At 62.8% G+C, this 24,907-nt stretch carries 23 protein-coding genes; 10 read left to right on the forward strand and 13 right to left on the reverse strand.

Annotated features, from left to right (window positions below; translation table 11 throughout):
• The first annotated feature begins 69 nt into the window (after window positions 1-69).
• A complete protein-coding gene (locus tag NMG70_RS05800) occupies window positions 70-1,590 on the forward strand; it encodes a phosphomannomutase/phosphoglucomutase (protein ID WP_254023644.1) in 1,521 nt (506 codons plus the stop codon).
• Between the two features lie 114 nt (window positions 1,591-1,704).
• Here NMG70_RS05800 and NMG70_RS05805 read toward each other — a convergent pair whose 3' ends face one another.
• Window positions 1,705-2,592: an NmrA/HSCARG family protein gene (locus NMG70_RS05805; RefSeq protein ID WP_254023645.1), complete on the reverse strand. Its 888-nt coding sequence runs from the start codon at window positions 2,590-2,592 to the stop codon at window positions 1,705-1,707.
• A 99-nt stretch (window positions 2,593-2,691) separates the two neighbouring features.
• Here NMG70_RS05805 and NMG70_RS05810 point away from each other — a divergent pair, with 99 nt between their 5' ends.
• Window positions 2,692-3,603 (forward strand): LysR family transcriptional regulator, encoded by a 912-nt coding sequence (locus tag NMG70_RS05810; protein WP_254023646.1) that lies wholly within the window; start codon window positions 2,692-2,694, stop codon window positions 3,601-3,603.
• A gap of 9 nt (window positions 3,604-3,612) precedes the next feature.
• On the opposite strand, the gene betB is transcribed toward NMG70_RS05810, so the two are convergent.
• The 5 genes from betB to betI all read right to left on the reverse strand — a co-directional run bounded on the left by betB (window position 3,613) and on the right by betI (window position 9,916).
• Window positions 3,613-5,076, reverse strand: coding sequence for a betaine-aldehyde dehydrogenase (gene betB, locus NMG70_RS05815; protein WP_254023647.1), 1,464 nt, complete (start codon window positions 5,074-5,076; stop codon window positions 3,613-3,615).
• A gap of 63 nt (window positions 5,077-5,139) precedes the next feature.
• On the reverse strand, window positions 5,140-6,792 hold the full coding sequence (gene betA, locus NMG70_RS05820) for a choline dehydrogenase (RefSeq protein ID WP_254023648.1): 1,653 nt from the start codon (window positions 6,790-6,792) through the stop codon (window positions 5,140-5,142).
• A gap of 3 nt (window positions 6,793-6,795) precedes the next feature.
• Complete coding sequence (locus tag NMG70_RS05825) at window positions 6,796-7,803, reverse strand: threonine/serine dehydratase family protein (RefSeq protein ID WP_254023649.1); 1,008 nt, start codon at window positions 7,801-7,803, stop codon at window positions 6,796-6,798.
• Window positions 7,800-9,329: a choline-sulfatase gene (betC, locus tag NMG70_RS05830; protein ID WP_254023650.1), complete on the reverse strand. Its 1,530-nt coding sequence runs from the start codon at window positions 9,327-9,329 to the stop codon at window positions 7,800-7,802. The genes NMG70_RS05825 and betC overlap by 4 nt, the downstream gene beginning before the upstream one ends.
• A complete protein-coding gene (betI, locus tag NMG70_RS05835) occupies window positions 9,326-9,916 on the reverse strand; it encodes a choline-binding transcriptional repressor BetI (RefSeq protein ID WP_254023651.1) in 591 nt (196 codons plus the stop codon). The genes betC and betI overlap by 4 nt, the downstream gene beginning before the upstream one ends.
• Window positions 9,917-10,139: 223 nt before the next feature.
• Between betI and NMG70_RS05840 the strand changes: the two genes are divergently transcribed.
• From NMG70_RS05840 to greA, 3 genes are all read left to right on the forward strand, one after another.
• Entirely contained in the window at window positions 10,140-11,306 is a 1,167-nt protein-coding gene (locus tag NMG70_RS05840; RefSeq protein WP_254023652.1) for an acetyl-CoA acetyltransferase, read from the forward strand.
• Between the two features lie 113 nt (window positions 11,307-11,419).
• A complete protein-coding gene (locus NMG70_RS05845) occupies window positions 11,420-12,424 on the forward strand; it encodes an asparaginase (RefSeq protein WP_254023653.1) in 1,005 nt (334 codons plus the stop codon).
• Window positions 12,425-12,563: 139 nt separating this feature from the next.
• Window positions 12,564-13,037 (forward strand): transcription elongation factor GreA, encoded by a 474-nt coding sequence (gene greA, locus NMG70_RS05850; RefSeq protein ID WP_254023654.1) that lies wholly within the window; start codon window positions 12,564-12,566, stop codon window positions 13,035-13,037.
• A gap of 125 nt (window positions 13,038-13,162) precedes the next feature.
• Here greA and NMG70_RS05855 read toward each other — a convergent pair whose 3' ends face one another.
• From NMG70_RS05855 to NMG70_RS05870, 4 genes are all read right to left on the reverse strand, one after another.
• A complete protein-coding gene (locus tag NMG70_RS05855; RefSeq protein ID WP_254023655.1) occupies window positions 13,163-13,549 on the reverse strand; it encodes a type II toxin-antitoxin system death-on-curing family toxin in 387 nt (128 codons plus the stop codon).
• Window positions 13,546-13,776, reverse strand: coding sequence for an AbrB/MazE/SpoVT family DNA-binding domain-containing protein (locus NMG70_RS05860; protein WP_127289086.1), 231 nt, complete (start codon window positions 13,774-13,776; stop codon window positions 13,546-13,548). Before NMG70_RS05860 ends, NMG70_RS05855 begins: the two co-directional genes overlap by 4 nt.
• A gap of 72 nt (window positions 13,777-13,848) precedes the next feature.
• On the reverse strand, window positions 13,849-15,972 hold the full coding sequence (gene scpA / locus NMG70_RS05865) for a methylmalonyl-CoA mutase (RefSeq protein ID WP_254023656.1): 2,124 nt from the start codon (window positions 15,970-15,972) through the stop codon (window positions 13,849-13,851).
• Window positions 15,969-17,408 (reverse strand): methylmalonyl-CoA mutase subunit beta, encoded by a 1,440-nt coding sequence (locus tag NMG70_RS05870; RefSeq protein ID WP_254023657.1) that lies wholly within the window; start codon window positions 17,406-17,408, stop codon window positions 15,969-15,971. Before NMG70_RS05870 ends, scpA begins: the two co-directional genes overlap by 4 nt.
• Before the next feature lie 261 nt (window positions 17,409-17,669).
• Between NMG70_RS05870 and NMG70_RS05875 the strand changes: the two genes are divergently transcribed.
• Window positions 17,670-19,217: a helicase HerA-like C-terminal domain-containing protein gene (locus tag NMG70_RS05875; protein ID WP_254023658.1), complete on the forward strand. Its 1,548-nt coding sequence runs from the start codon at window positions 17,670-17,672 to the stop codon at window positions 19,215-19,217.
• A gap of 119 nt (window positions 19,218-19,336) precedes the next feature.
• On the opposite strand, the gene NMG70_RS05880 is transcribed toward NMG70_RS05875, so the two are convergent.
• Both NMG70_RS05880 and NMG70_RS05885 read right to left on the reverse strand, forming a co-directional pair.
• Window positions 19,337-20,161, reverse strand: a complete 825-nt coding sequence (locus NMG70_RS05880; protein WP_254023659.1) for a L,D-transpeptidase — start codon at window positions 20,159-20,161, stop codon at window positions 19,337-19,339.
• Window positions 20,162-20,411: 250 nt separating this feature from the next.
• The gene (locus NMG70_RS05885; RefSeq protein WP_254023822.1) at window positions 20,412-21,074 is read right to left on the reverse strand and encodes a haloacid dehalogenase type II; all 663 of its coding nucleotides are present in this window, start codon (window positions 21,072-21,074) and stop codon (window positions 20,412-20,414) included.
• Window positions 21,075-21,232: 158 nt separating this feature from the next.
• On the opposite strand from NMG70_RS05885, the gene NMG70_RS05890 reads away from it, so the two are divergent.
• From NMG70_RS05890 to NMG70_RS05905, 4 genes are all read left to right on the forward strand, one after another.
• The gene (locus tag NMG70_RS05890; protein ID WP_254023660.1) at window positions 21,233-22,111 is read left to right on the forward strand and encodes a branched-chain amino acid aminotransferase; all 879 of its coding nucleotides are present in this window, start codon (window positions 21,233-21,235) and stop codon (window positions 22,109-22,111) included.
• 106 nt (window positions 22,112-22,217) lie between these two features.
• Window positions 22,218-22,814, forward strand: a complete 597-nt coding sequence (locus NMG70_RS05895; RefSeq protein WP_254023661.1) for a superoxide dismutase — start codon at window positions 22,218-22,220, stop codon at window positions 22,812-22,814.
• A 204-nt stretch (window positions 22,815-23,018) separates the two neighbouring features.
• Complete coding sequence (locus NMG70_RS05900) at window positions 23,019-23,462, forward strand: c-type cytochrome (protein WP_254023662.1); 444 nt, start codon at window positions 23,019-23,021, stop codon at window positions 23,460-23,462.
• A gap of 9 nt (window positions 23,463-23,471) precedes the next feature.
• The gene (locus NMG70_RS05905) at window positions 23,472-24,425 is read left to right on the forward strand and encodes a cytochrome c (RefSeq protein WP_254023663.1); all 954 of its coding nucleotides are present in this window, start codon (window positions 23,472-23,474) and stop codon (window positions 24,423-24,425) included.
• Window positions 24,426-24,452: 27 nt separating this feature from the next.
• Here the strand turns inward: NMG70_RS05905 and NMG70_RS05910 are convergent, their stop codons facing one another.
• Window positions 24,453-24,836, reverse strand: coding sequence for an SET domain-containing protein (locus tag NMG70_RS05910; RefSeq protein ID WP_254023664.1), 384 nt, complete (start codon window positions 24,834-24,836; stop codon window positions 24,453-24,455).
• Window positions 24,837-24,907: the final 71 nt, after the last annotated feature.

Here is a 24,907-nt window from a genome sequence, read left to right on the forward strand (position 1 = left end):
CGGCTCGTGTAATAGGCATGGCCACCCGCCTTGAAACCACTCTGAATCCAGTCGCTTGGAGTTGCTGTCTTGTCCCTGAAGATCGTTAGTGAAGCCGTTCCCAACACCTTCGAGTTCGAAACCTCGGCGCTGATCAAGGCGTCCGGCTTTCGTGAGTATGATGCGCGCTGGTGGTTCGGCCATCCTGGCTCTGCCGAGCCGCCGGAGCTCAACCTGATCGGTGTCCAGGCGCTCGGCATGGGACTCGGCACGCTGATCCGGCGCTTGGGGGCCGGGCCGGACATCGTGACCGGGCATGATTTCCGCTCCTATTCGCTGGCGATCAAGCTGGCGCTGGTTTCCGGGCTGATGGCCGCCGGCGCGCGGGTCAGGGATATCGGGCTGGCGCTGTCGCCGATGGCCTATTTCGCCCAGTTCGCGCTCGATACGCCGTCCGTCGCCATGGTCACCGCCTCGCATAATGAAAACGGCTGGAGCGGCGTCAAGATGGGGGCAGCGCGTCCCCTGACCTTCGGCCCGGAGGAAATGAGCGCATTGAAGACGATCGTGCTTGCCGGCGACTTCGATCTGGTCGGCGGCGGCTCCTATGAATTCGTTGCGGATTTCCGCAAAACCTATCTGGACGACCTGACCCGGGACAAGCGCATATCGAGAAAGCTCAAGGTGGTCGCCGCCTGCGGCAACGGCACTGCCGGCGCCTTTGCACCGGAAGCGCTGGAACGGATCGGCTGCGAGGTGGTGCCGCTCGATGTCGAACTCGATCATACGTTTCCGAACTACAATCCTAACCCCGAAGACATGAAGATGCTGCACGCGATCCGCGACAAGGTGCTGGAAACTGGAGCCGATGTCGGACTTGGCTTCGACGGCGATGGCGACCGCTGCGGCGTGGTCGACAATGAAGGCAACGAGATCTTCGCCGACAAGGTCGGCGTCATGCTCGCGCGCGACATCGCGCGACTGCATCCGGGCTCGACCTTCGTCGTCGATGTCAAGTCGACCGGATTGTTCAACACCGACGCCGCCTTGCGTGCCGAAGGCGCCGTCACCGACTATTGGAAGACCGGCCACTCCTACATAAAACGCCGCGTGGCTGAGCTTGGCGCCATCGCCGGGTTCGAGAAATCCGGTCATTTCTTCTTCAATCCGCCGATCGGGCGCGGCTATGACGATGGTCTCATCACAGCCATCGCCATCTGCCAGATGCTGGATCGCAGCCCGACCAGCAGCATGGCCGATCTCTATCGCGACCTGCCGCTGACCTTCGGCACGCCGACCATGTCGCCGCACTGCGCCGACGAGCTGAAATACGGCGTGGTCGAGCGGGTCGTTTCCGATTTCCAGGCAATGAAGCAGGACGGCACGGACTTCGCCGGCCAGAAGATCGCCGACCTGATAACCGTCAATGGCGTGCGCGTAGTGGCCGAGGACGGTACCTGGGGCCTGGTGCGGGCGTCGTCGAACAAGCCGGAGCTGGTCGTGGTGGTGGAGAGCCCGGTGTCGTCGGAGCGGCGCCGGCAGATGTTCGAAGCCGTCGATGCAGTGCTGCGCCGCAGCCCGGAAGTCGGCGCTTATAACCAGACCTTCTAGGTTCTCTCATTTCATCGCGGCGTGAGAAGGCCACGATGGGAAGCGGACCAAGTGTTTCGCGTTGCAGTTGGTCCGCTCCCTCAGGTTTTCATCGGCCGATGATGTCTACGGGACTCAGGCAGCGGAATAAGCCCGCTCAAGGGCACGCCAGTCGAACTTCCGCGCCCAGTCAGCAAAACTGTGCCAGAGGACCTCCGGGAAATCCCTGTGCAAGGCAGCGATATCAACGTCATAGCCGACGCGGTCGAACCATTCGAACATCAGCGCCGTATCTTCGCTTTGTTGGCGAGCCACCGCGATTGGAATTGCCTGATAGATGATCGGGCGGCCGATGGACTGCGAAAGGATCTTGGCCTGGTCTTCGCCGGACAACTCATCTCCCGCAATATCGAAGCGCTTGCCGAACACGCGCTCGCGCCGCTCGACCAGGGCAGCAACGAAGGTTCCGATGTCGGCAAGGGCGACCAGCTGGAGGACACGTTTGGCGGGCATTGCAAAGGCATGCGTGCCCTGGCTGAGCGCGCCGATCGACCACGGCGCGACGAAATTCTCCATGAAGGCAACCGGGGCGCTGATCGTATAGGGAATGCCGAGCCGTTCGACATGCTGCTCGACGAGATATTTGCTTTCGAAATGCGGGATGCCGGTTTTCTTGTTGGCATCGGCAACGGACGAATAGATCAGATGCCCGACACCTGCAGCCTTGGCTGCATCGGCGGCTAGAATCCCCTGGCGGGTCTCCTCTTCCATTCCGGCTTCGTAGCTGTTGCCCATCAAGAACATGGTGTCGACGTCTTTGACTGCCTTCACAATGGAGGCCGTATCGCCGAGATCGCCGGCCACGATCTCGGCGCCTACCGACGCCAGCTGCCGTGCGCCATCGCTGTCCGGCTTGCGGGTCAGTGCCTTGACGCTATGTCCACTCGACAGCAAAGCACGCGCAACTGCGCCGCCTTGCTGGCCGGTGGCGCCGGTCACTAGAACGCTTAGTTTGGTGGTCATGTGCTTGCTCCTTCTTTTTCCGATGGAGCAAAATTAGGGTTTGTCACATTGATGCATAATTGCCTATAATTGGAAAACTTTGTCCCATATGTGGATACAATGCTTGATCTCAATGATATCGTCGTGTTCGCTCGCGTCGTCGAAGCTGGCAGCTTCACCGCTGCCGCGCGGCTACTTGCCATGCCCAAGACGACGGTCAGTCGACGCGTTGCCGCGCTCGAGCGTGAGGTTGGGGTCCGCCTGCTGCAGCGCACGACGCGCAGCCTCAACGTGACGGATGCCGGGCGTCTCTATTACGAGCAGAGCAGCCAGGCGCTGCGGACGATCGAGGAAGCAAATTTGCGCCTCGCGGAGGCAAGAGCGGAGCCATCGGGCACGATTCGCATTTCGGCGCCCGTTGGCTTCGGCGGCTATTTCCTCACCCAGGCGATGGTCGACTTTCTTGCGATGTATCCAAAAACCAAGGTCGAACTGCGCCTGACCGACGACAAACTCAACCTGGTTGAGGATGGTATAGATCTCGCCTTCCGAACCGGCGTCCTTCAGGATTCGACGCTGATTGCCCGCAAACTCGGTTCCACGCACAGGCTGCTCTGCGCCAGCCCGGACTATCTCGCAGGGCACGGGATGCCGGAACGCCTGGCGGATCTCGCGCACCACCAGTGCGTCATCGCAGGCCCTTCGACCTCGGGCACCCATTGGGTGCTGGACGGGCCACACGGTCAGGAAACGGTCACGGTGGCCGGGCGCTTCGCCGCGAATGAAATGCAGGCGGTCGTTGCGGCCACGCTCGCAGGCTTCGGCATCGCCCAATTGCCGCACAGCATCGCCGAGCCCCTCATCAATGGGGGGCGGCTGAGCCGCGTTCTCCGGGACTACACGACTCCGGTCGGCGGGCTGCATGTCCTATATCCGAGCAGCCGGCATCTTTCGCCCCTCGTCAAGGCATTCATCGAGCTCGCATCCGACCGGATTTCCAGTCGGGCAAATACAGCGGCTGACCAGCAGTAGCCGCGAGCCTCAATAGGAGCTCGCCACATCCCCGGTCTCGACATAGACCGACTTCAGCTGCGAATAGAGCGCCAGCGCCGCCAGCGAATTTTCGCGGCCGATACCCGACTGCTTGAAGCCGCCGAAGGGAATCTCGACCGGCGTCAGATTATAGGCGTTGATCCAGCAGGTGCCGGCCTGCAGCTCGGCGATGACGCGGTGGGCGCGTGGCAGGTCGCGCGTGAACACGCCGGCGGCAAGGCCGAATTCGGTATCGTTGGCGCGGTCGATCACCTCGTCCTCACCGTCGAATTTCAGCACGCTCATCACAGGCCCGAAAATCTCCTCGCGCGCGATGCGCATCGTGTCGGTGACGCCGGTGAAGACCGTCGGCTCGACGAAGAAGCCGCCTTGGAAACCCTGCAGCGACGGCACGTTGCCGCCGCAGGCGAGCACAGCACCATCCTGCTTGCCGGCTTCGATATAGAAGATGACCTTCTCGTGCTGGGCCTTGGAGACAAGCGGCCCCATCTGCGTTTCCTGGTCGAGCGGATCGCCGATACGGATTTTCTTGGTCCGCTCGACCAGCCGTTCGACGAAACGGTCGTGGATGCCCTTCTGCACAAACACCCGCGTGCCGTTGGAGCAGATCTGGCCGGTCGAATAGAAATTGCCGAGCATGGCGCCGCCGATGGCATTTTCGAGATCGGCATCGTCGAAGACGATCAGCGGCGACTTGCCGCCAAGCTCCATGGTGGCATGCTTCATCTTCGAGCCGGCGAGCGACAGCACCTTGCGGCCGGTCGGTACCGAGCCCGTCACCGAGACCTTGGCGACGACATCGTGGTCGACGAGGCCGGCGCCGACATCGCCATAGCCCTGCACGACGTTGAACAGCCCGTCGGGCAGGCCGGCCTCGGTATAGATTTCGGCGAGCGCCAGCGCCGACAGCGGCGTGTTCTCCGACGGCTTGAACACCATGGCGTTGCCCATGGCGAGGGCCGGCGCCGATTTCCAGCCGGCGATCTGGATCGGGTAGTTCCAGGCGCCGATGCCGACGCAGACGCCCAGCGCCTCGCGCCGTGTATACGCAAAGGGTCCGCCGAGATCGATGAACTCGCCATTATAGGCTGCGACCGCGCCGCCGAAATATTCGAGGCAGTCGGCTGCCGATGGCGCATCCGCCACCAGCGTCTCCTGGATTGCCTTACCGGTATCCAGCGTCTCGAGGCGCGCCAGGTCGGCGTTGCGCGCGCGCAATATTTCGGCGGCGCGGCGCAGGATGCGCCCGCGCTCGACCGGCTTCAGCCGCGCCCAGGCCGGTTGTGCTGCACGCGCTGCTTCGATCGCCAGTTCCAGCACGTTCGGCGTCGCCGAACGCAGCATCGCGATGGTCTCGCCGGTCGCCGGATAGACGACCGGCAGCGGCGCACCTTGCTCATCGTCGATGTAGCGTCCGTTGACATAGTGCGATGCCTTTGGCTGGGCGCGCATGGGACCTTCTCCAAACTGTCTTTCGATGGGACCGGCGGGGCGGACAGTCCGCCGGATCATCGCCTATCTGTCAGACACCTGCCAGCGCGGATTGATCCATGGTTCCTGGTTGGACGGCGCCAGCGGCGTGCGGCCGAGAATGTGGTCGGTGGCCTTCTCGCCGGTCATGATCGACGGCGCGTTCAGATTGCCGTTGGTGACGCGCGGGAAGATCGAAGAATCGGCGATCCGCAGCCCGTCGACGCCGATGACACGGCATTCCGGATCGACGACACTCATCGGATCATCCTTGCGGCCCATCTTGCAAGTGCCGCAAGGGTGGTACGCGCTTTCGGCGTGATCGCGGATGAAGGCATCGAGATCGTCGTCCGACTGCACGTGCGAGCCCGGCGAGATCTCCTTGCCGCGATAAGGGTCGAAGGCCGACTGGTCGAAGATTTCGCGCGTCAGCCGGATGCAGTGGCGGAACTCGATCCAGTCGTCCGGATGCGACATGTAGTTGAAGCGGATCACCGGCTTCGATTTGGGATCCGGCGAGCGCAGCGTGACGGAACCGCGCGACTTCGATCGCATCGGCCCGACATGCGCCTGGAAGCCGTGTGCCTTCGCCGCCGCCTTGCCGTCATAGCGAACCGCCGCCGGGATGAAATGATACTGGATGTCGGGATAGTCGACGCCGGCGCGCGAGCGCACGAAGGCGGCCGCCTCGAAATGGTTGGTTGCGCCAAGGCCCGACTTGAAGAACAGCCATTGCGCGCCGATCAGCGCCTTGGAGAACGGGTTCAGCACCGAATTCAGCGTGATCGGCTGCGTCGATTCCTGCTGGATGTAGAGTTCCATATGGTCCTGCAGGTTGCGGCCGACGCCGGGCCGGTCGGCGATCACCGGAATGCCGTATTCGCTGAGATGTTCGGCCGGGCCGATGCCGGACAGCATCAGGATCTTGGGCGAATTGATCGAGGAGGCGGCAACGATCACTTCACGGCGCGCCCTGATCACCCGAATCCGTTTGCCCGCTTCGATCTCGACGCCGGTGGCGCGTTGATTCTCGATGATAACCCGCCTGGCGAAACCTTTGACCAGGCTAACATTTTTCCGCCTGAGCGCCGGCCGGAGATAGGCGCTCGCCGCCGACCAGCGGCGGCCGCCGCGAATGGTCTGTTCCATCGGCCCAAAGCCTTCCTGCTTCGCGCCGTTATAGTCGTCGGTCAGCTCGAAGCCGGCCTGACGGCCTGCCTCGACGAAGGCGCCGTAGAGTGGATTCGTCCGTGAGCCGCGCTGCACGGTCAGCGGGCCGCCGTGGCCGCGCCAGCCATTCTCGCCGCCGTTGCTGTCCTCCATGCGCTTGAAGTAGGGGAGCACGTCGGCAAACCCCCAGCCAGCCGCGCCCTGTTCGGCCCAATGGTCGAAATCGCGGGCGTGACCGCGCACATAGACCATGCCGTTGATCGAGGACGAGCCGCCGATGACCTTGCCGCGCGGCGTCGCCAGCACACGGCCGCCGAGATGCGGCTCCGGCTCGCTGGCAAAACCCCAGTCGTAGAGGCTCATATTGAGCGGGATCGACAGCGCCGAGGGCATCTGGATCAGCGGCCCGATGTCGCTGCCGCCAAATTCGATGACGATCACCGAATGCTTGCCGTCCTCCGACAGCCGGTAGGCCGTAGCCGAGCCGGCCGAGCCGGCGCCGATGATGACGAAATCCGCCTCAAGCATGGTTCATATGAACCCATCGTTCGTATGCGTCATGAAATCGGTGAGCGAGACATTGCCGCCGGTTGCCACCACGAGCACGCTCTTGCCGCTCACATCCACCTTGCCGCCGAGCAGCGCCGCCAGCGATGCAGCGCCCGAAGGTTCCAGCACCAGCTTCAACCGTTCGAAGGCGATGCACATCGCGCGGCGCACCGATTGATCGTCGACGGTGATGCCGCGAACGCCCGCGGTTCTGACCGCCGCGAACGGCGCATCGCCGGGCTTGCGCGCCATCAGCCCGTCGCATATCGATTTCGGCCCGATCGGCATGGTTTCGATGACGCCATGCGCCAGCGACGCGCCCATGCCGTCGAAACCTTCCGGCTCGACGCCAATGATCTCGGTCGCCGGCGACAGATAGTGGAAAGCCAGCGAAACGCCGCCGATCAGCCCGCCGCCGCCGACCGAACAGAACAGAAGATCGACACTGGCATTCCTGGCATCGAGTTGCTCGAGTGCCTCCAGCCCGGCACCAGCCTGGCCGGCGACGATCTCGGGGTCGTCGAACGGATGCAGCAGCGCCAGCCCCTCGGTCTCGGCGATCTCGCGCGCCGTGGCGGCGGCAACCTCCTCACGCGCGCGCTCGCCATGCTCGGTCAGCACCACGCGCGCGCCATAGCCGGTCGTTGCGTCGCGCTTGGCGGCCGGCGCGTCGATCGGCATGACGATGGTCACCGGAATGCCCAGCGTCTGGCCGGCGGCGGCCAGGCCTTGCGCGAAATTGCCGGACGAATAGGCGACGACGCCCTTCCTGGCTTCATCGGGCGAAAGCCGCTTCAGCCGCCAATAGGCGCCGCGCACCTTGAATGAACCCGCCCATTGCAGCGACTCCGGCTTGACGAAGACGCGCGCGGCGCCGGTCTCTCTGGCCAAGGCCGCTGACTCCAGCAGCGGCGTGATCTGCGTCGCCTTGGCGGTGACGGCATAGGCCTGTTTGAGGTGATCGAGGGAGGGGACAAGGGTTGTCATCATTCGCCTCGCGGAAAGCGCTTCTGCTCTTCGAGCAGGTCGAGGTTCATGTGGTTGCGCATGTAACGTTCCGACGCCTTCTGCAGCGGCTGGAATTCCCAGGGGTAATGCGTGCCGTTGCGCAGCGCCGGATAGACCACCCAGCGGCGCGCCTGGCTGGCGCGTACGGCGGCATCGAAGGCAACCATGTCCCAGCGCGCCAAAACCTTGTCCGTGAAGGAAGCCACCAAAGCCGCGTGCGCCGGATCGGCGGCGAGGTTGGTCAATTCCTGCGGATCCGATTCAAGATCAAATAGTTGCGGCGGATCGATCTCACAATGGATGAATTTGTAACGGCCCTCGCGGATCGCCACCATCGGCGCGTTGGAGCCTTCGGCCGCATATTCCATCAGCACCGGTGCGGTGCGTTCCTTGCCGTCGAGCAGCGGCAGCAGCGACTGGCCGTCGGTCCATGGCGCAATCCCGCTCATGTCGATGCCGGCGAGGTGGCAAAGCGTCGGCGTCACGTCGAGATTGGAGACCGGCGCGTCGATCAGGGTGGCGTGTATACCCCTGCCGGCGATCATCAGCGGCACCCGCGCCGAGCCTTCGAAGAAGCACATCTTGAACCACAGGCCGCGTTCGCCGAGCATGTCGCCATGATCCGAGCAGAACAGGATGATCGTGTCGTCGAGCATCCGCGTGCGCTCGAGCACCGACAGAAGTTGGCCGAGCTTGTCGTCGAGATAGGAGATGTTGGCGAAATAGCCGCGCCGCGCGCGGCGGATCTGCTCGCCCGTGATGTCGAAACTGTCGTGATCGCTGGCGCGGTAAAGCCGCTGCGAATGCGGATCCTGTTCGTCGTAGCGAATAAAGCCGATCTCGGGCTCGAGCGCCGGGCAATCCTCGTAGAGGTCCCAGTAGCGCCGGCGCGCGACATACGGGTCGTGCGGATGGGTGAAGGAGACGGTCAGGCACCACGGCCGGCGCGCGGCATCGTCGGAGACGCGGGCGAAATCATAAAGCTTCTGCACCGCGTGAAAGGCGACTTCGTCGTCATACTCCATCTGGTTGGTGATCTCGGCGACACCGGCGCCGGCCACGGAACCGAGATTATGATACCACCAGTCGATGCGCTCGCCGGGTTTGCGATAATCCGGCGTCCAGCCGAAATCGGCCGGATAGATGTCAGTGGTCAGCCGCTCCTCGAAGCCATGCAACTGATCCGGCCCGACGAAATGCATCTTGCCGGACAGGCAGGTGTGGTAGCCGGCGGCGCGCAGATGATGTGCATAGGTCGGGATCGAAGAGGCGAATTCGGCGGCATTGTCATAGACCTCGGTGCGCGACGGCAACTGGCCGCTCATGAACGCGGCGCGGCCCGGCGCGCAGAGCGGCGAGGCGGTGTAATTGTTCTTGAAGCGCGCGCCCCGCGCAGCCAGCGCCTTCAGATGCGGCGCATGCAGGAAGTCCGCAGGTCCGTCCGGGAAAAATGTGCCGTTGAGCTGATCGGCCATGACGATCAGAAAATTGGGTCGCTTGGACGTCACTGCGCGCTCCGCCGGCCGAGTTTCGTTTCCAGATAGTCCTCGATCAGTGCGATGGCGGTCGCGGCATTGGGCACGCCGTCCTTCAGCGCGCGCCTGATGTAGAGCCCGTCGATTAGCGCCGCTGTCGCCTCAGCGGTGCGGTCAGCTTCGCTTCTCGGCAGGATGCCGGTCAGCCCGCTCAACAGATTGGAATGCAGGCGCCGCGCATAGACCTTGAGCAGCCGGCGCAGCGCTGCCGATTTCTGCGCCTCGACATAGAAGGCGAGCCAGGCGGCTATCGTTTCCGGCTGGAACTGGGCGTCGGAGAAATTGACGGCGACCACGGCCGAAACGCGCTGGCGTGCCGTGCTGGCCGATCGAAGCGCGCGCCGCATGTCGGCGGTCAGCTCAGCCAGGATGTGCCGCATCGTCGCCAGCAAAAGTTCGTCCTTGGCGCCGAAATAGTGATGGGCGAGCGCCGAGGACACGCCGGCGCGTCCGGCGATTTCCGACATCGTCACATCAAGCGAACCGCGCTCGCCAATCGCCGAGATCGTCGCGTCGATGAGCGCCCTGCGGCGCAGCGGCTCCATTCCGATTTTCGGCATCTTTGCTCCGGTCCGTTGCGGCAAGATTATTTTTTATTGACGGATCAATCAACAAAAATCCGACGCGATTGTGTGGCAAATGTCAGCTGCCGTGACCAGATATCAAGATCAAGCGATTGTGTGGTTCTGGCCCTTCACGAAGTCGCTGGAACGGTTCATGCTTGAACAATGTCGATAGCGCGCCGCGACATCGCGTAGCCCGGCCCGCAGGATGGAGATAACCATGACAGCATGCATCGTCGGCTGGGCGCATTCGCGCTTCGGCAAGCTCGAAGGCGAGACGCTGGAGGGCCTGATCACCAAGGTGGCCAGCGAGGCGCTCGATCATGCCGGCATCGGTCCCGACGAGGTCGACGAGATCGTCCTCGGACACTTCAATGCCGGCTTTTCCGCACAGGATTTCACCGCAAGCCTGGTCTTGCAGGCCGACGACCGGCTGCGCTTCAAGCCGGCGACGCGCGTCGAGAACGCCTGCGCCACCGGCTCGGCGGCGGTCAGGCAAGGCGTCCGCGCCATCGACGCCAATGCGGCGCGCATCGTGCTGGTGGTCGGCGCCGAGCAGATGACGACGACACCAGGTCCGGAAATCGGCAAGAATCTTCTCAAGGCCTCGTATCTGCCCGAGGAGGGCGAGACCCCGGCAGGCTTCGCCGGCGTTTTCGGCCAGATCGCGCAGGCCTATTTCCAACGCTATGGCGATCAATCGGACGCGCTGGCGATGATCGCCGCCAAGAACCACAGGAACGGCGTCGACAATCCCTATGCACAGATGCGCAAGGATTTCGGCTATGAGTTCTGCCGGCACGAGAGCGAGAAGAACCCCTTCGTCGCCGGTCCCCTGAAACGCACCGACTGCTCGCTGGTCTCGGACGGCGCCGCCGCCCTGGTGCTTGCCGACACCGCGACTGCATTGAAGATGCGCCGCGCCGTCGCCTTCCGCGCCAACGAGCATGTGCAGGATTTCCTGCCGATGTCGAAGCGCGACATCCTGGCGTTCGAAGGCTGCGAACAGGCCTGGAACCAGGCGCTGCAGAAGGCCGGCGTCACGCTCGACGATCTGTCCTTCGTCGAGACGCATGACTGCTTCACCATCGCCGAGCTGATCGAATATGAGGCGATGGGTCTGGCGAAACCGGGCGAGGGCGCAAAACTGGCGCTGGACGGCGAGACGGCGAAGGACGGCCGGTTGCCGGTCAATCCGTCAGGCGGGCTGAAAGCCAAAGGCCATCCGATCGGCGCCACCGGCGTCTCGATGCATGTGCTGAGCGCCATGCAGCTCGTCGGCGAGGCCGGCGGCATCCAGGTGCCGGGCGCCAAGCTCGGCGGCATCTTCAACATGGGCGGTGCCGCGGTCGCCAACTACGTTTCCATTCTCGATCGGATCAGATAAAAGCGGCCCGCATTACAGCGCCGCGCGCCCTTTTGGGGCGCGCGAAGGACGCTGTAACACTTCGATTTTCCGCATGATCCTTTTCGAAAGAGGTCATGCGTTAGCGGGGATTCATGACAAATCCGGTTCTGGTCGAAGTTTTGCGCGGCGCTGCGGTAGAGAGCGCGCATCGTGGCGCCATTGCGGTCTTCGATGCCGATGGCAAGCCGTTCCTGGAGATCGGCGATACGGCTCGCCCGGTGTTTCCGCGCTCGGCGGTCAAGGCGATCCAGGCGCTGCCGCTGGTCGAAAGCGGCGCGGCCGATGCGTACGGTTTCGGCGACCACGAACTGGCGCTAGCCTGCGCTTCGCATTCCGGCGAGCCGGCGCATGTCGAACTGGCGCGGGCGATGCTGGCCAAGGCCGGGCTGGACGTGGCGGCGCTGGAATGCGGCGGCCATTGGCCGTCCAGCCATGCGGCAACAGTTGCGCTCGCCCGTGCCGGCAAGGCACCAAACGCGCTGCACAACAACTGCTCAGGCAAGCATGCGGGCTTTCTCTGCACCTGCGTCCACGCCGGCATCGCCCATCGCGGCTACGTCAAATCAGGCCATGCCTCGCAGGAGATGGTGCGTGATGCAATGCAAGCGGTGACCGGTGCTGCCCATGATTTCGACCATTGCGGCACTGACGGCTGCTCGATCCCGACCTATGCCGTGCCGCTGCGCAGCTTCGCGCTCGGATTTGCCCGCATGGCGACAGGTATCGGCTTTGAACCCATTCGCGCCAAAGCCGCAAGGAGGCTGCTTTCCGCCTGCATGGCCGAGCCATTTCTGGTCGCCGGCACGGGCAGGGCTGATGTGGCACTGACGCAGGCCGCGTCAGGCAGGATTTTTGTGAAGGGAGGAGCCGAAGGCGTCTATTGCGCGGCACTTCCCGAGCTTGGCCTTGGCATTGCGCTGAAATGCGATGATGGCGCCGGCCGCGCCGCTGAAGTCATGGTCGCTGCCGTGCTGGCCAGGGTTTTGCACGCCGACGAGGCGCTGGCGGCGATACTGATCGACCAGGCACATCCGCCGATAGAAAGCCGGATCGGCGCCAAGGTAGGCTCACTCCGCGCCACTGCTGCGCTGAGCTGAAAACGGCATTCAGCTCACAGGATTGCGTCCGATGGTCAGATGCGCATAGCCGGCATTGCCTGATGAGGCCAGACCGGATCGGCCGATCCTTTGCCGGCAATAGCTTGTGAAGTCGCCGCGCGAGGCATAAGCTCGATCAATGAGCAGAGCCTTCACGCGCGAAGAGGATAGCGAAAACGCCATCGCCGGCATCGGCGAGCGGCCGATCAGCCACCACCGTAATCTGGTGACGCAACGCGGCCTGGCAATGATCGACGCCGAACTGGCGGCCCTGCGCGATGAACTGGGCAGGGCGGAGAAGAGGGCCGACCGCGAGCGCATCGCGCTTATCTCACGCGACCTGCGCTACTGGACCGCGCGGCGTGAAAGCGCCGAGCTTTCCGTGCCGGAGTCGGGCAGCGACCTGGTTCGCTTCGGCATGGGCGTCACGCTGGAATGCGACGACGGCAGGAAGGTGCACTGGAAGATCGTCGGCGAGGATGAGGCCGATCCGGCCAAGGGGACGATTTCCCATGTTTCACCGATGGCCTTGGCCTTGTTCGGCAAGAAGGTCGGCGAAACTGCCGTGGTGAACGGCAGGGAATGGGAGATTGTAAAGCTCTCCGACAACTAATGCATGGCGCGCAAAGCATGCCCTCGGGCCTGACCCGAGGGTGCGCAGCGGCTTAGCTATAACGACATGCATAACAACGAGAACTTAAAGCGGGTCGCGTGAATCCATTTCAAATGCGACGGGTTTTAGTCCTCGATGTTGATGACATGGTCGCGGAAGAACGCCGCAGCACCAGCCTCGTCGATCTCGCCGGCGGCGACCATCATGACCAGTTGAATGATGTCCGCCTGCTCGGCTTCGATGCTTAGCCCATTGAAATAAAGAAAAAGATCGGCTGCGGCAAAAGCGGTGCGCTTGTTGCCGTCGACGAATGGATGGTTCTTGGCGATGCCGAAAAGATAAGCGGATGCCAGCTCGCAGAGGTCGGGGTCGCCATAAATCTCCCTCTGTTGCGGTCGATAAAGCGCCGACTCCAGCACTCCTTCGTCGCGGATACCCGCTGCTCCTCCGTGGAGGCGCAACTGCTCGGCGTGAAGCGCCTCCACGAACTCCCTCGAATGATGCTCGGTCATTTTGCGAGCGCGCGGTAGGCAACCTCATACTTCTTCATACGCTCGCGCGCGATTTTCATCTTGCGCTCAAATTCCTCGGCAGTGTCTTCGGTGCGGCGCAGGCGAAGCTCATCCCCCTCTTGGACGATGACGATGCTGTCGCCGGCCTTCAGGTTCAGGCGGTCGAGAATTTCCTTGGGCAAGATCACGCCTTCGGAATTGCCGATCTTGCGGATAGTCGTGTTCATGGCGCTGCACCCTTGTTGCAACAACAATTATAACGCCATCCGTTCTTAGTTGCAACGAATATTATAACAGGCTCATCTGGCCTGCAACAGCCGATCCATCAGCCGGTCGGCGGCCTCGGGGATAACCGTGCCCGGCGGGAAGATCTCCGCCGCCCCCGCCTGCATCACAGCATCGTAATCCTGCGGAGGGATGACGCCACCGGCAACGATCAGCATATCGTCGCGGCCAAGCTTCTTCAGCGCGTCCCTGAGTTCGGGAATGAGCGTCAAATGGCCCGCCGCCAGCGACGAGGCGCCGATGATATGCACGTCGTGCTCGACCGCGAGCCTGCCGATCTCGTCCGGCGTCTGGAACATCGGCCCGACGGTGACGTCGAAGCCGAGATCGGCAAAGGCGGTGGCGATCACCTTCTGGCCGCGATCATGGCCGTCCTGTCCCATCTTGGCGACGAGAATGCGTGGCTTGCCGCCGGACTTCTCCTCGAACGCCACGATCTTGTCCTGCAGCCGATCGACCACCGGATTGTCGCCGAGCGCCTTGCGATAGACGCCGGAGATCGTCTGGACCGAGGCGACATGGCGGCCGAAAACCTTTTCCAGCGCCAGCGAGATCTCGCCGACCGTGGCGTTGGCGCGCGCGGCGCGAATGGCGAACTCCAGCAGATTTTCGCCGCTCTCAGCAGCCCGGCTCAGCGCACTCAGTGCGCTCTCGACGGCGCCGACGTCGCGCGTGCCTTTCAGCCGCTGCAGTTTCGACAATTGCCGGGCTTTGACTTCGGCGTTGTCGATCTTCAGCACGTCGACTTTGATATCCGTCTCGGGACGATGGGCGTTGACGCCGACCAGGATCTGCTCGCCGGAATCGATCCGCGCCTGCGTGCGCGCGGCGGCCTCTTCGATGCGCAGCTTCGGTATGTTTTTTTCGGTTGCGGCGGCCATGCCGCCCAGGCTCTCGACCTCTTCGATATGGGCAAGCGCGCGCGCCGCCAGGTCATGCGTCAGCCGTTCGAGATAGGCAGAGCCGCCCCACGGGTCGATGATGCGGGCGGTGCCGGACTCCTTTTGCAGGATGAGCTGCGTGTTGCGGGCGATGCGGGCCGAATGGTCGGTCGGCAGCGCCATCGCCTCGTCGAAGGAGTTGGTGTGCAGCGATTGCGTATGACCCTGCGTCGCCGCCATCGCCTCGATCATGGTACGGATGATGTTGTTGTAAGGGTCCTGCGCCGTCAGCGACCAGCCCGAAGTCTGGCAATGGGTGCGTAGCGACAGCGAGCGCTCGTCCTTCGGCGAAAAGTTTTTCAGTATCAGGGTCGACCACAAAAGGCGGGCTGCCCTCAGCTTGGCTACCTCCATGAAGAAGTTCATGCCGATCGCCCAGAAGAAGGAGAGGCGCGGCGCAAAACGGTCGATATCGAGACCCGCCGCGACACCGGCGCGGGCATATTCGATGCCGTCGGCGATGGTGTAGGCGAGCTCGAGGTCGGCGGTCGCCCCTGCCTCCTGCATGTGATAGCCGGAGATCGAAATCGAATTGAACTTCGGCATGTGCTGCGACGTGTAGGAGAAGATGTCCGACACGATCCGCATCGAAGGTTTTGGCGGATAGATGTAGGTGTTGCGCACCATGAACTCTTTCAGGATGTCGTTCTGAATGGTCCCGGCGAGGTCCTTTTGCTCAACGCCCTGTTCCTCCGCGGCGACGATGTAGAGCGCCATGATCGGCAGCACCGCGCCGTTCATGGTCATCGACACCGTCATCTCGTCAAGCGGGATGCCGTCGAAGAGCTGGCGCATGTCGAGGATGGAATCGATGGCGACGCCGGCCATGCCGACATCACCGGCAACGCGCGGATGATCGCTGTCGTAGCCGCGATGCGTGGCAAGGTCGAAAGCGACCGACAGTCCCTTCTGGCCGGCCGCGAGGTTGCGCCGGTAAAAGGCGTTCGACTCTTCCGCCGTCGAGAAGCCGGCATATTGCCGGATCGTCCACGGCTGCTGAACATACATGGTTGGGTAGGGGCCGCGCACGAATGGCGGCAGGCCCGGATAAGTGTCGAGATACGGCAACCCCTTGAGGTCGCCCTGGTTGTAGAGATGCTTGATGGCCAGTCCTTCCGGGGTCATCCGCTGGCCCTTGACCTCGATCGGCGCCCGGCGCGGCGCCGACCAGCCGATTTGGCTGAAATCCGGGATCATGATGCTGCTCCGATCGATTGATCGAGGCGGATCGGAAACAGCGGCTCGCACACCGCGACGCCCTCGGTGACAGCGGGCCGCCGCTCCGCCGCCAAGGTTTCGACCGGACGTTCGCTCTTCAACGGGTGAAGCGTCGTGCCGATGATGGCCCGCTCGCATGCCTGATAGGCGGCATTGCGGCGGGCGGAGGCGGCCTGAACCCGTTTCTGGATATGCCCTTGCTGCAGGCTGGACAGCACGCCGCCTTCCGCCTCGATCCGCTGGAATTCTTCCCAGGCCGCTTCGCAGAGTTCAGCAGTCAGCGCTTCAACGGCGCCCGAACCGCAAGCAGGGTCGGCGACATGATCGATATGGCTTTCGTTGGCCATGATCAGTTGCGTGTTGCGGGCGACACGGCGGGCAAAGCCCGCCGGCAGGCCATGCGCGATTGTATGCGGCAGGATTGAGATCGAATCCGCTCCGCCGGCTGCCGCGGCAAAACTGGCGATCGTGGTGCGCAGGATGTTCGTCTCCGGGTCCGCCGAAGTCATCATACGGAACGACGTTTCGGCATGGACGTTGGCGGTGGAAGCCGCGATCGAGCATGCCTCCTGGACCCGCGCCCACAGCCTGCGCAAAGCCCTGACCTTGGCCATCGACGCGAACTGGTCCTGGTCGACGCTGAGCGCAAAGCCGATATGGGGCGCCGCATAGACAAGCGGCTGGCGCGCCTCCTCGAACATCCGGAGATAGGAGACCGCCGAAGCCATCATGGTGCCCAGCTCCTGCGCTTCGGTGGCGCCGGCATTGTGGAAGACGCGCCCGTCTGCCTCCAGCAGGACCCCGGGCACGCCCATCGAGAAAAAGTGCGCCAGGGACTGCGGCATCGACGCCTGCAAGGCCTCGATCGACATCCGCAACCGGCCGGTTCCGGCAAAGATCGCCGCCGGGTCGATACCGAAGGACAGGTTGAGCTTTGCCGGGTCTGACCGGCGCTTGCCCAGGAACGCAACCAGCCAGTCGGCCACGGCGCGGCTCCAGGGATGCGCGTCGATGCGGACCTGGATCCGGTTGAGCGGCACGCTGTCGAGCACGGTCTCCAGCGCCTCGGCAGTCCTCGGCAGGCCGTAGCCGAACGCATTCGGCGCGCCTTCGAAGACAAGCGACAGTCCGGTGGCCCCCTGTGCGACGTCCTCCAGGGCCTGGGCTTTGGCGCGGCCGACATCGGGGTCGTCGATACGCTGGCTGACGATCCAGGGCGATCCGGGATTTGCCCGCGCGAGAGGCTCTGCGGTGACCGAACGATCATAGAGCGGCTCGATGCGGATGCCATCGTCCGTATGGCTTACGAGCTTTTCCTCGAAGGATCCGCCGGCCAAGGCTTTTTCCGCAACGGCCAGCCACCGCTGCCGGTCAGGGTTCGGAAGTTCGGCATCGTGGTTCAAGGCACCGGCCATCCGCTTTCCTCGTCTTCTCGGCCGATAGGCCTGGAACGTCAGTCTACGGTTCCCCGTCGCATATCACAATGCAACACGCGTCCTGCTACGGGGAACCGCCAACCGATTGCCAAACATGCGCAAAATCCGCAAGCTCCAAAAAGCCCAATTTCGACCATGGCCATTGTCGCTGCGCAATGGCGTCATTATACCTGCGGCGAGCCCCGTTACTTTCAATAGATCAGGGGCATTCAACACTTCAGGCTTGCGGAGACCGAACACATGGTTGACGACACCAGTATTTTCATCGGAGCCAGCCGAAAGCCTGATGACAGCTACCAGCGCGCCGAAAATCTGCTGCTTCAGTATGGCAATCGTCACGGCCTGGTCACCGGCGCGACCGGCACCGGCAAGACCGTGAGCTTGCAGATTCTGGCGGAAGGTTTCTCCAATGCCGGCGTGCCGGTCTTCTGCGCCGACATTAAGGGCGATCTGTCCGGTATCGCCATGATGGGCACGGCACAGGATTTTCTGGTCAAGCGCGCCGAGCAGGTCAAGCTCGATCCCTATGATTTCCAGGAATTTCCGGTCATCTTCTGGGATCTTTTCGGCGAGCAGGGCCATCCGATCCGCGCCACTGTCTCGGAAATGGGGCCGCTGCTGCTGTCGCGCCTTATGAACCTGTCCGAGGCGCAGGAAGGCATCATGAACATCGCCTTCCGCATCGCCGACGAGGAAGGCTTGTTGCTGCTGGACCTGAAGGACCTGCAAGCGCTTCTTGCCAACATCGCCGAACGCGCCGAAGAAATCGGCGCTCGCTACGGCAATGTGACGAAACCTTCGGTTGGCGCAATCCAGCGCACGCTGCTGGTTCTTGAGCAGCAGGGCGCGACGAATTTCTTCGGCGAGCCGGCATTACGGATCGCCGACATCATGCGCACCACCCGCGACGGGCGCGGCGCGATCAGCGTGCTGGCCGCCGACAAGCTTATGATGAATCCTCGGCTCTATGCGACATTCCTGTTGTGGCTGATGTCGGAACTGTTCGAGGAACTGCCCGAAGTCGGCGATCCCGACAAGCCAAAGCTGGTCTTCTTCTTTGACGAGGCGCACCTTCTGTTTGACGACGCGCCTAAGGTGCTGATCGACCGCGTCGAACAGGTGGTCCGCCTGATCCGTTCGAAGGGCGTCGGCGTTTACTTCGTCACCCAGAATCCGCTGGATATCCCCGAAACCGTTCTGGCCCAGCTCGGCAACCGGGTGCAGCACGCCCTGCGCGCCTACACGCCACGGGAGCAGAAGGCTGTGAGGACCGCCGCCGAGACGTTCAGGCCCAATCCCGACTTCGACTGTGCTACCGTGATCACGCAACTCGGCACCGGGGAGGCGCTGGTCTCCACGCTGGAAGCCAAAGGTGTTCCGTCCATGGTCCAGCGGACGCTGGTTCGCCCGCCGTCGTCGCGACTTGGCCCGATCACGCCTGACGAGCGCCGCACGCTGATCACCGAGAGCCCGGTTGCGGGACAGTACGATCAGACCGTCGATCGCGAATCGGCTTTCGAGATGCTGCAGAAAAAAGCCAAGGATGCTTTGGACGCGGAGGCGCAGCAGCAGGAGAGCGGCGGCTCGCGCTGGACCATTCCAGGCTTCGGCAATGACGATCCCGCCCCCCAGCCCACCGGCGGCAGGCGAGCACCGGCGCCGCGAGCGTCCAATCGCCAGACGGTGGCGGAGGCGGCGATCAAATCGGTGGTTCGCTCGGTCGGCACGTCGGTTGGACGGGCGATCGTGCGCGGCATCCTCGGCAGCCTGGCTAGGGGGCGGCGCTGAAAGCACCGCATCGGACCCAAAACCAGGCACCGGTTTTGCGAGAAGCTGATGCTCAGGGAAAAGCATCGGACCGGAAAATTGCGGCGCCGAAAGTCCGCCGCTCCAGCGCTTCGATCAGCTCAAAAGATCGAGTCCGTGATCGCCCTTGCCGGGCCGAGCAGGATCGATCCTTCCGGCACGCCCGCATCGATTGGAATGGCTTTGCGGTCTGCCGTGGCAACCAGTTCCTGACCGACACCGGCGGTAACGACCACCGGCGTCTTGTTGGGCACACGGTCATAAAGGTCAATAATGTCCTGATTTATCAAGCGAACGCACCCAGATGACACCGATTTGCCTATGGAAAACCACTCCGGGGAGCCGTGCAGGCGGTAAAGCGTGTCCTCGTTGCCCTCGAAGAGATACAGCGCCCGCGCTCCGAGCGGATTGGTTAGCCCGCCGGGCATGCCGCCATTCTCGGCGCTGTATTCTGCGAGCTCGGGCTGGCGGGCGATCATTTCGGCCGGCGGGGTCCATTTCGGCCACTTCTGCTTCCACTGGACGACGGCACCACCAGACCATTCGAAACCGGCGCGACCCAGCCCGACCCCATAACGAATGGCTTGTCCGCCCGGACGCACGAGATAGAGGTGGTGGCCGGCCGTATCGACGACGATGGTGCCGGGCGGCTGGCCGGTCGGATCGGGAACGATCTGACGCAGAAATTGCTCGTCGATTTTCTCGTAAGGTATGCCCGGCAGCTCGAACCCACTGTCGCTGACCGGACCGTACATTGTTGCATAGTCCAGGAACGGCGGCTCGACATTGGCTGGCGGCGGCGGCTCGACCGGCCGCTGCGCCACCGTGGTGCAGGCGGAAACCGCAATCGAGGCGGCGCCGAGCGCAGCGGCGTTGAGAAAGCCACGACGGCTCAGGCGATAGGAGTCGATTTCGGTTGTGAACATCGTTGCCTTTTCTAGGTCTCAGATCGGAATACGCCGATCAGTACGGCGCCAGCCCTACCAATGCCTGGCGCGATAGGCGGTTCCGATTCTGGCCTGACGGTGAACAAACAAAGGCAAAGCTGTGACGGTTCCGCCCCTGTTGCGCCGAGGCAACAGCCCCACAGCGCCGCGCGTCGGTAAAGAACGCTGTAGCAGTTTTATTTTGCACATGGTCCTTTCCAAAAAATCGATTCCGATTTGGCGTCATGCGTCAGCCTGCGGCGAGCAGGCCTTCGAGCGAGGGCAGGATCAGGGCCGGCGGAAAGTCCCGGTATTCCTCGGGCTGGTTGGAGCGGTTGATCCAGACAGTCCGGAAGCCGAATTTGGTGGCGCCGGCGACGTCCCAGCGGTTGGATGACTGAAACGACACCGCACCCGGATAGAGACGCCAGCCTGTCGTGACCATGTCGTAGACCGACGGATCGGCCTTGAAGCGCTTGACGGCATCGACGGAATAGATGTCGTCCAGAAACTGGTCGAGCGCGGCCGATTTGACCGCCGCTTCCAGCATTTCAGGCGAGCCGTTGGAGAGGATCGCCAGCTTGGCGCCCGATGCTTTGAGCGCCTTTAGCACGGCCGGCACCTCCGGATAGCAGTCCAGCCGCCAATAGGCGTCGAGCAGCTTGGCCCTGAGCCCCTTGTCCGCGGAGGGAACCTGGCGCAGGGCGAAATCGAGCGCCTGCTCGGTGAGTTGCCAGAAGTCGGCGTAGGCGCCCATCAGCGTCCTCACCCAGGAATATTCCAGTTGCTTGGCGCGCCAGATCTCCGACAGGAGCTGGCCGTCTGGCCCGATCTGGTCGGCATGACGGCGCACGGCGGCATGGACATCGAACAGCGTGCCGTAGGCGTCGAAAACGTAAGCCGCATGGTGCATGGTGACAGTTTTGCGGCGAGGCAAGGCGAGGCGCAAGCACGGATTGCAATTCGCATGCCGCTGGCCTTAACAAATCTCAGCCATATCAGTTGACGGCAGGCGCCAAAGCATCTTCCAATGGCGAGACAGGACAGCTTTTTGAAACGCGGAACCAAGCGATGACACTGGCGGCTGCGGCGCAATCCGCGACATGGACCTTCGTGGATGGCGACTGGCACGAGGGCAACGTCGCCATTCTGGGGCCGCGCAGTCATGCCATGTGGCTCGGCACCAGCGTATTCGACGGCGCCCGCTGGTTCGAGGGTGTCGCCCCCGACCTCGACCGCCACGCCGCGAGGGTGAACGCTTCGGCGATCGCGCTTGGTCTCAAACCATCCATGAGCGCCGAAAAGATCGTCGGGCTGACCTGGGACGGGCTGAAGAAGTTCAACGGGAAGACGGCGGTCTACATAAGGCCGATGTACTGGGCCGAGCATGGTGGCTATATGGGTGTGCCGGCAGATCCGGCCTCGACCCGTTTCTGCCTTTGCCTTTACGAATCGCCAATGATCTCGCCGGCGGGCTTTTCGGTCACCGTCTCGCCGTTCCGCCGCCCGACCATCGAAACCATGCCGACCAACGCCAAGGCCGGCTGCCTTTATCCCAATAACGGCCGGGCCATCCTTGAAGCCAAGATGCGCGGCTTCGACAACGCCCTGGTGCTTGACATGCTGGGCAATGTCGCCGAGACCGGAACCTCGAACATTTTCCTGGTCAAGGATGGCCATGTCCTGACGCCGGCGCCGAACGGCACGTTCTTGTCCGGCATCACCCGCTCGCGGACGATGACGCTGCTTGACGAGTATGGATTCAAGACCATCGAAAAGGCGCTGTCGGTGCGCGAGTTCCTCGAAGCGGACGAGATATTCTCGACGGGAAATCATTCGAAGGTCGTGCCGGTCACCCGCATCGAGGATCGCAATCTCCAGCCCGGGCCGGTAGCCAAAAAGGCGCGCGAACTCTATTGGGATTGGGCGCATTCGACTTCGGCCGGCTGACTGGCAAAAAGAGGAACCGGCGCTTCATTCCGGAGTTGTTCCACACCAATCCAGACCTATGTTAGTCCGGTACCGACACCGGATTTTTCCACGAGGAGTACGACCGATGGCTTTTGAACTGCCCGCCTTGCCCTATGACTACGAGGCCTTGCAGCCTTACATGTCGAAGGAGACGCTGGAGTATCACCACGACAAGCACCACAAGGCCTATGTCGACAACGGCAACAAGCTGGCTGCCGAAGCCGGGCTCGGCGATTTGTCGGTCGAAGAGGTTGTCAAACAGTCCTTCGGCAAGAACCCCGGACTCTTCAACAATGCCGGTCAGCATTACAATCATATCCATTTCTGGAAGTGGATGAAGAAGGGGGGCGGCGGCAACAAATTGCCGGGCGCGCTGCAAAAGGCGTTCGACAGCGATCTTGGCGGCTACGACAAGTTCAAGGCCGATTTCATCGCCGCCGGAACCACCCAGTTCGGTTCGGGCTGGGCCTGGGTTTCGGTCAAGGACGGCAAGCTGGCGATCTCGAAGACGCCGAACGGCGAGAACCCGCTGGTCCATGGCGCGACGCCGATCCTGGGCGTCGATGTCTGGGAGCACTCCTATTACATCGACTATCGCAACGCCCGGCCGAAATATCTTGAAGCCTTCGTCGACAGTCTCATCAACTGGGACCATGTCCTTGAGCTCTACGAAAAGGTATAGGCCTAACTGAGTTGCAGAAAAGCCCCGGCAAAACCGGGGCTTTTCTGTGTGTGCCAAAGGATCGGCCGCCCTTTTCCAGCACAGAACGACCGTCGCGAAAATTCACAGAAGCGTGAGGCGAATTCCCGGAATTTTCAAGCCACCTTTGCCGTTATCCATCAGTCGGACCTTCACCCGAAACATGATCATCACGGAGCCAATTGAATGAGAAAGCTTATCCTCGCCATCTCGATCCTCGCCTTCACCGGTTCGGCGGCGTTTGCCGATCCGATCCAGGAGCGGCAGGCCCTGATGAAGGAACGTGGAAAGATCGCCGGCCAATTGTCGAAAGTCGTCAAGGGCGAGATCCCTTACGACGCAGCGGCCGTGCTGACGGCGTTGAGGGCGCTGGAGGCCAACGCCGAGAAATTCCACGCAAACGTCGAAACCCTTTTCCCGGCTGGCAGCAACACCGGCGACACCACCGCTGCCCCAAAGATCTGGGAAGATATGGCCGGCTTCAAGGCGGTTGAAGAGAAATATCTCGCCGACGTCAAGGCTGCCGCGGCCGCCGCTCCTGCCGATGTCGATGCCTTGAAGGCGGGGTTCAACACCATAGGCGGCGATTGCGGCACCTGCCACCAGACATACAGGATAAAGAAGGGCTGATAGCGGGCGATGCGCCTGCTGAAAAAACTTGTCTGCGCCGCCCTCGTTCTGGGCGCCGCCGGCGCGGTCGCCGGCTGGTTCATGTCGGCGCCGGTCAGGCTCGACGCCGACACCCTGGCGACGCAACTTGGCCCGGGCGATGCCGCCAGGGGCAAGCGCATTTTTGATGCCGGCGGCTGTACATCCTGTCATGCGAAGCCAGGCTCGCAAGGCGATGCCCGCCTTCAACTGGTCGGGGGTCTCGAACTCAAGACGCCGTTCGGCATCTTCGTGCCACCGAACATCTCTCAGGATGCCAAGGACGGTATCGGCGCCTGGTCGGTCGAAGACCTCGCCAACGCCATGCTGAAGGGCGTTTCGCCGAGCGGCGAGCACTTCTATCCGGCGTTTCCCTATGCGTCCTACGCACGCATGAAGCCGGCCGACATCGCCGATCTTCATGCCTTCCTGAAAACGCTTCCGGCGGTCGCCGGCAAGACGCCGCCCAATTCGCTGGGATTCCCATTCAACATCCGTCGCGGCATCGGGCTGTGGAAACGTCTTTATTTGAGTGACCAGCCGGTGGTTTCCTTCCCCGATGGCACGCCGGATCCGGTGATGGCCGGCCGCTACCTGGTCGAAGGGCCGGGCCATTGCGGCGAATGCCACACGCCGCGTGATTTTGCTGGCGGCACCAGGAAGAGCCAGTGGCTGGCGGGTGCCGCGGCTGCCGAAGGCAGCGGCATCGTGCCGAACATCACCTCGGGCGAAGGCGGGCTCAGTGACTGGTCGGAGGCCGACATCGCCTACTTTCTCGAAACCGGCTTCACGCCCGATTTCGATTCGGTGGGCGGCGCCATGGTCGATGTGCAGAGAAACATGGCCGAGCTGGCGCCCGAGGACCGGGCGGCGATATCAGCCTATCTGAAGGCCATACCGCCGCATCCCAACGGCTATTCGGCGCCCAAGCAGCCTTCGAACTGACGCGAAACCGGGCGGGATGGCGGCGCGTCAGCGGTCGCCTAGGAAATCGAAGCCGGCTTCGAAGAAATGATTGTAGTTGCAGGTCATTTCCTCGCCGGGCGCGATGTCGCGCGACGCATATGTCTCCTCGGGCGAGGAGACGTCGCAATTCGGGTCATCGGCATGGTTCATGTAGCGGGCGTCGTCGGCTTCGAAGACGATGTAATTCGGGTCGCGCCGGTCGGGATAGGAATAGCGATCGAGATAAGTTTTGATCGGCCCGGTTTCGCGCTCATAGACCTCGACAGGGATGCGCCGGTCGTAATTGGGATCGAGCTTCCAAACCAGTGTGCCGCGGGGAATGTGGTTCTTGGCAAAGACACCGATGCCCTGGATGGGCGATTTGTCGAGGTAGACGTCGACGAGCAACATGGCGGACCCTTGACGTGACTGGATGATTTTGGGTGGCGCGGCTGCGAAAAGCCGCGCATTGGGTAACGCGC

Source organism: Mesorhizobium ventifaucium, assembly GCF_935822925.1.
GTDB lineage: Bacteria > Pseudomonadota > Alphaproteobacteria > Rhizobiales > Rhizobiaceae > Mesorhizobium > Mesorhizobium ventifaucium.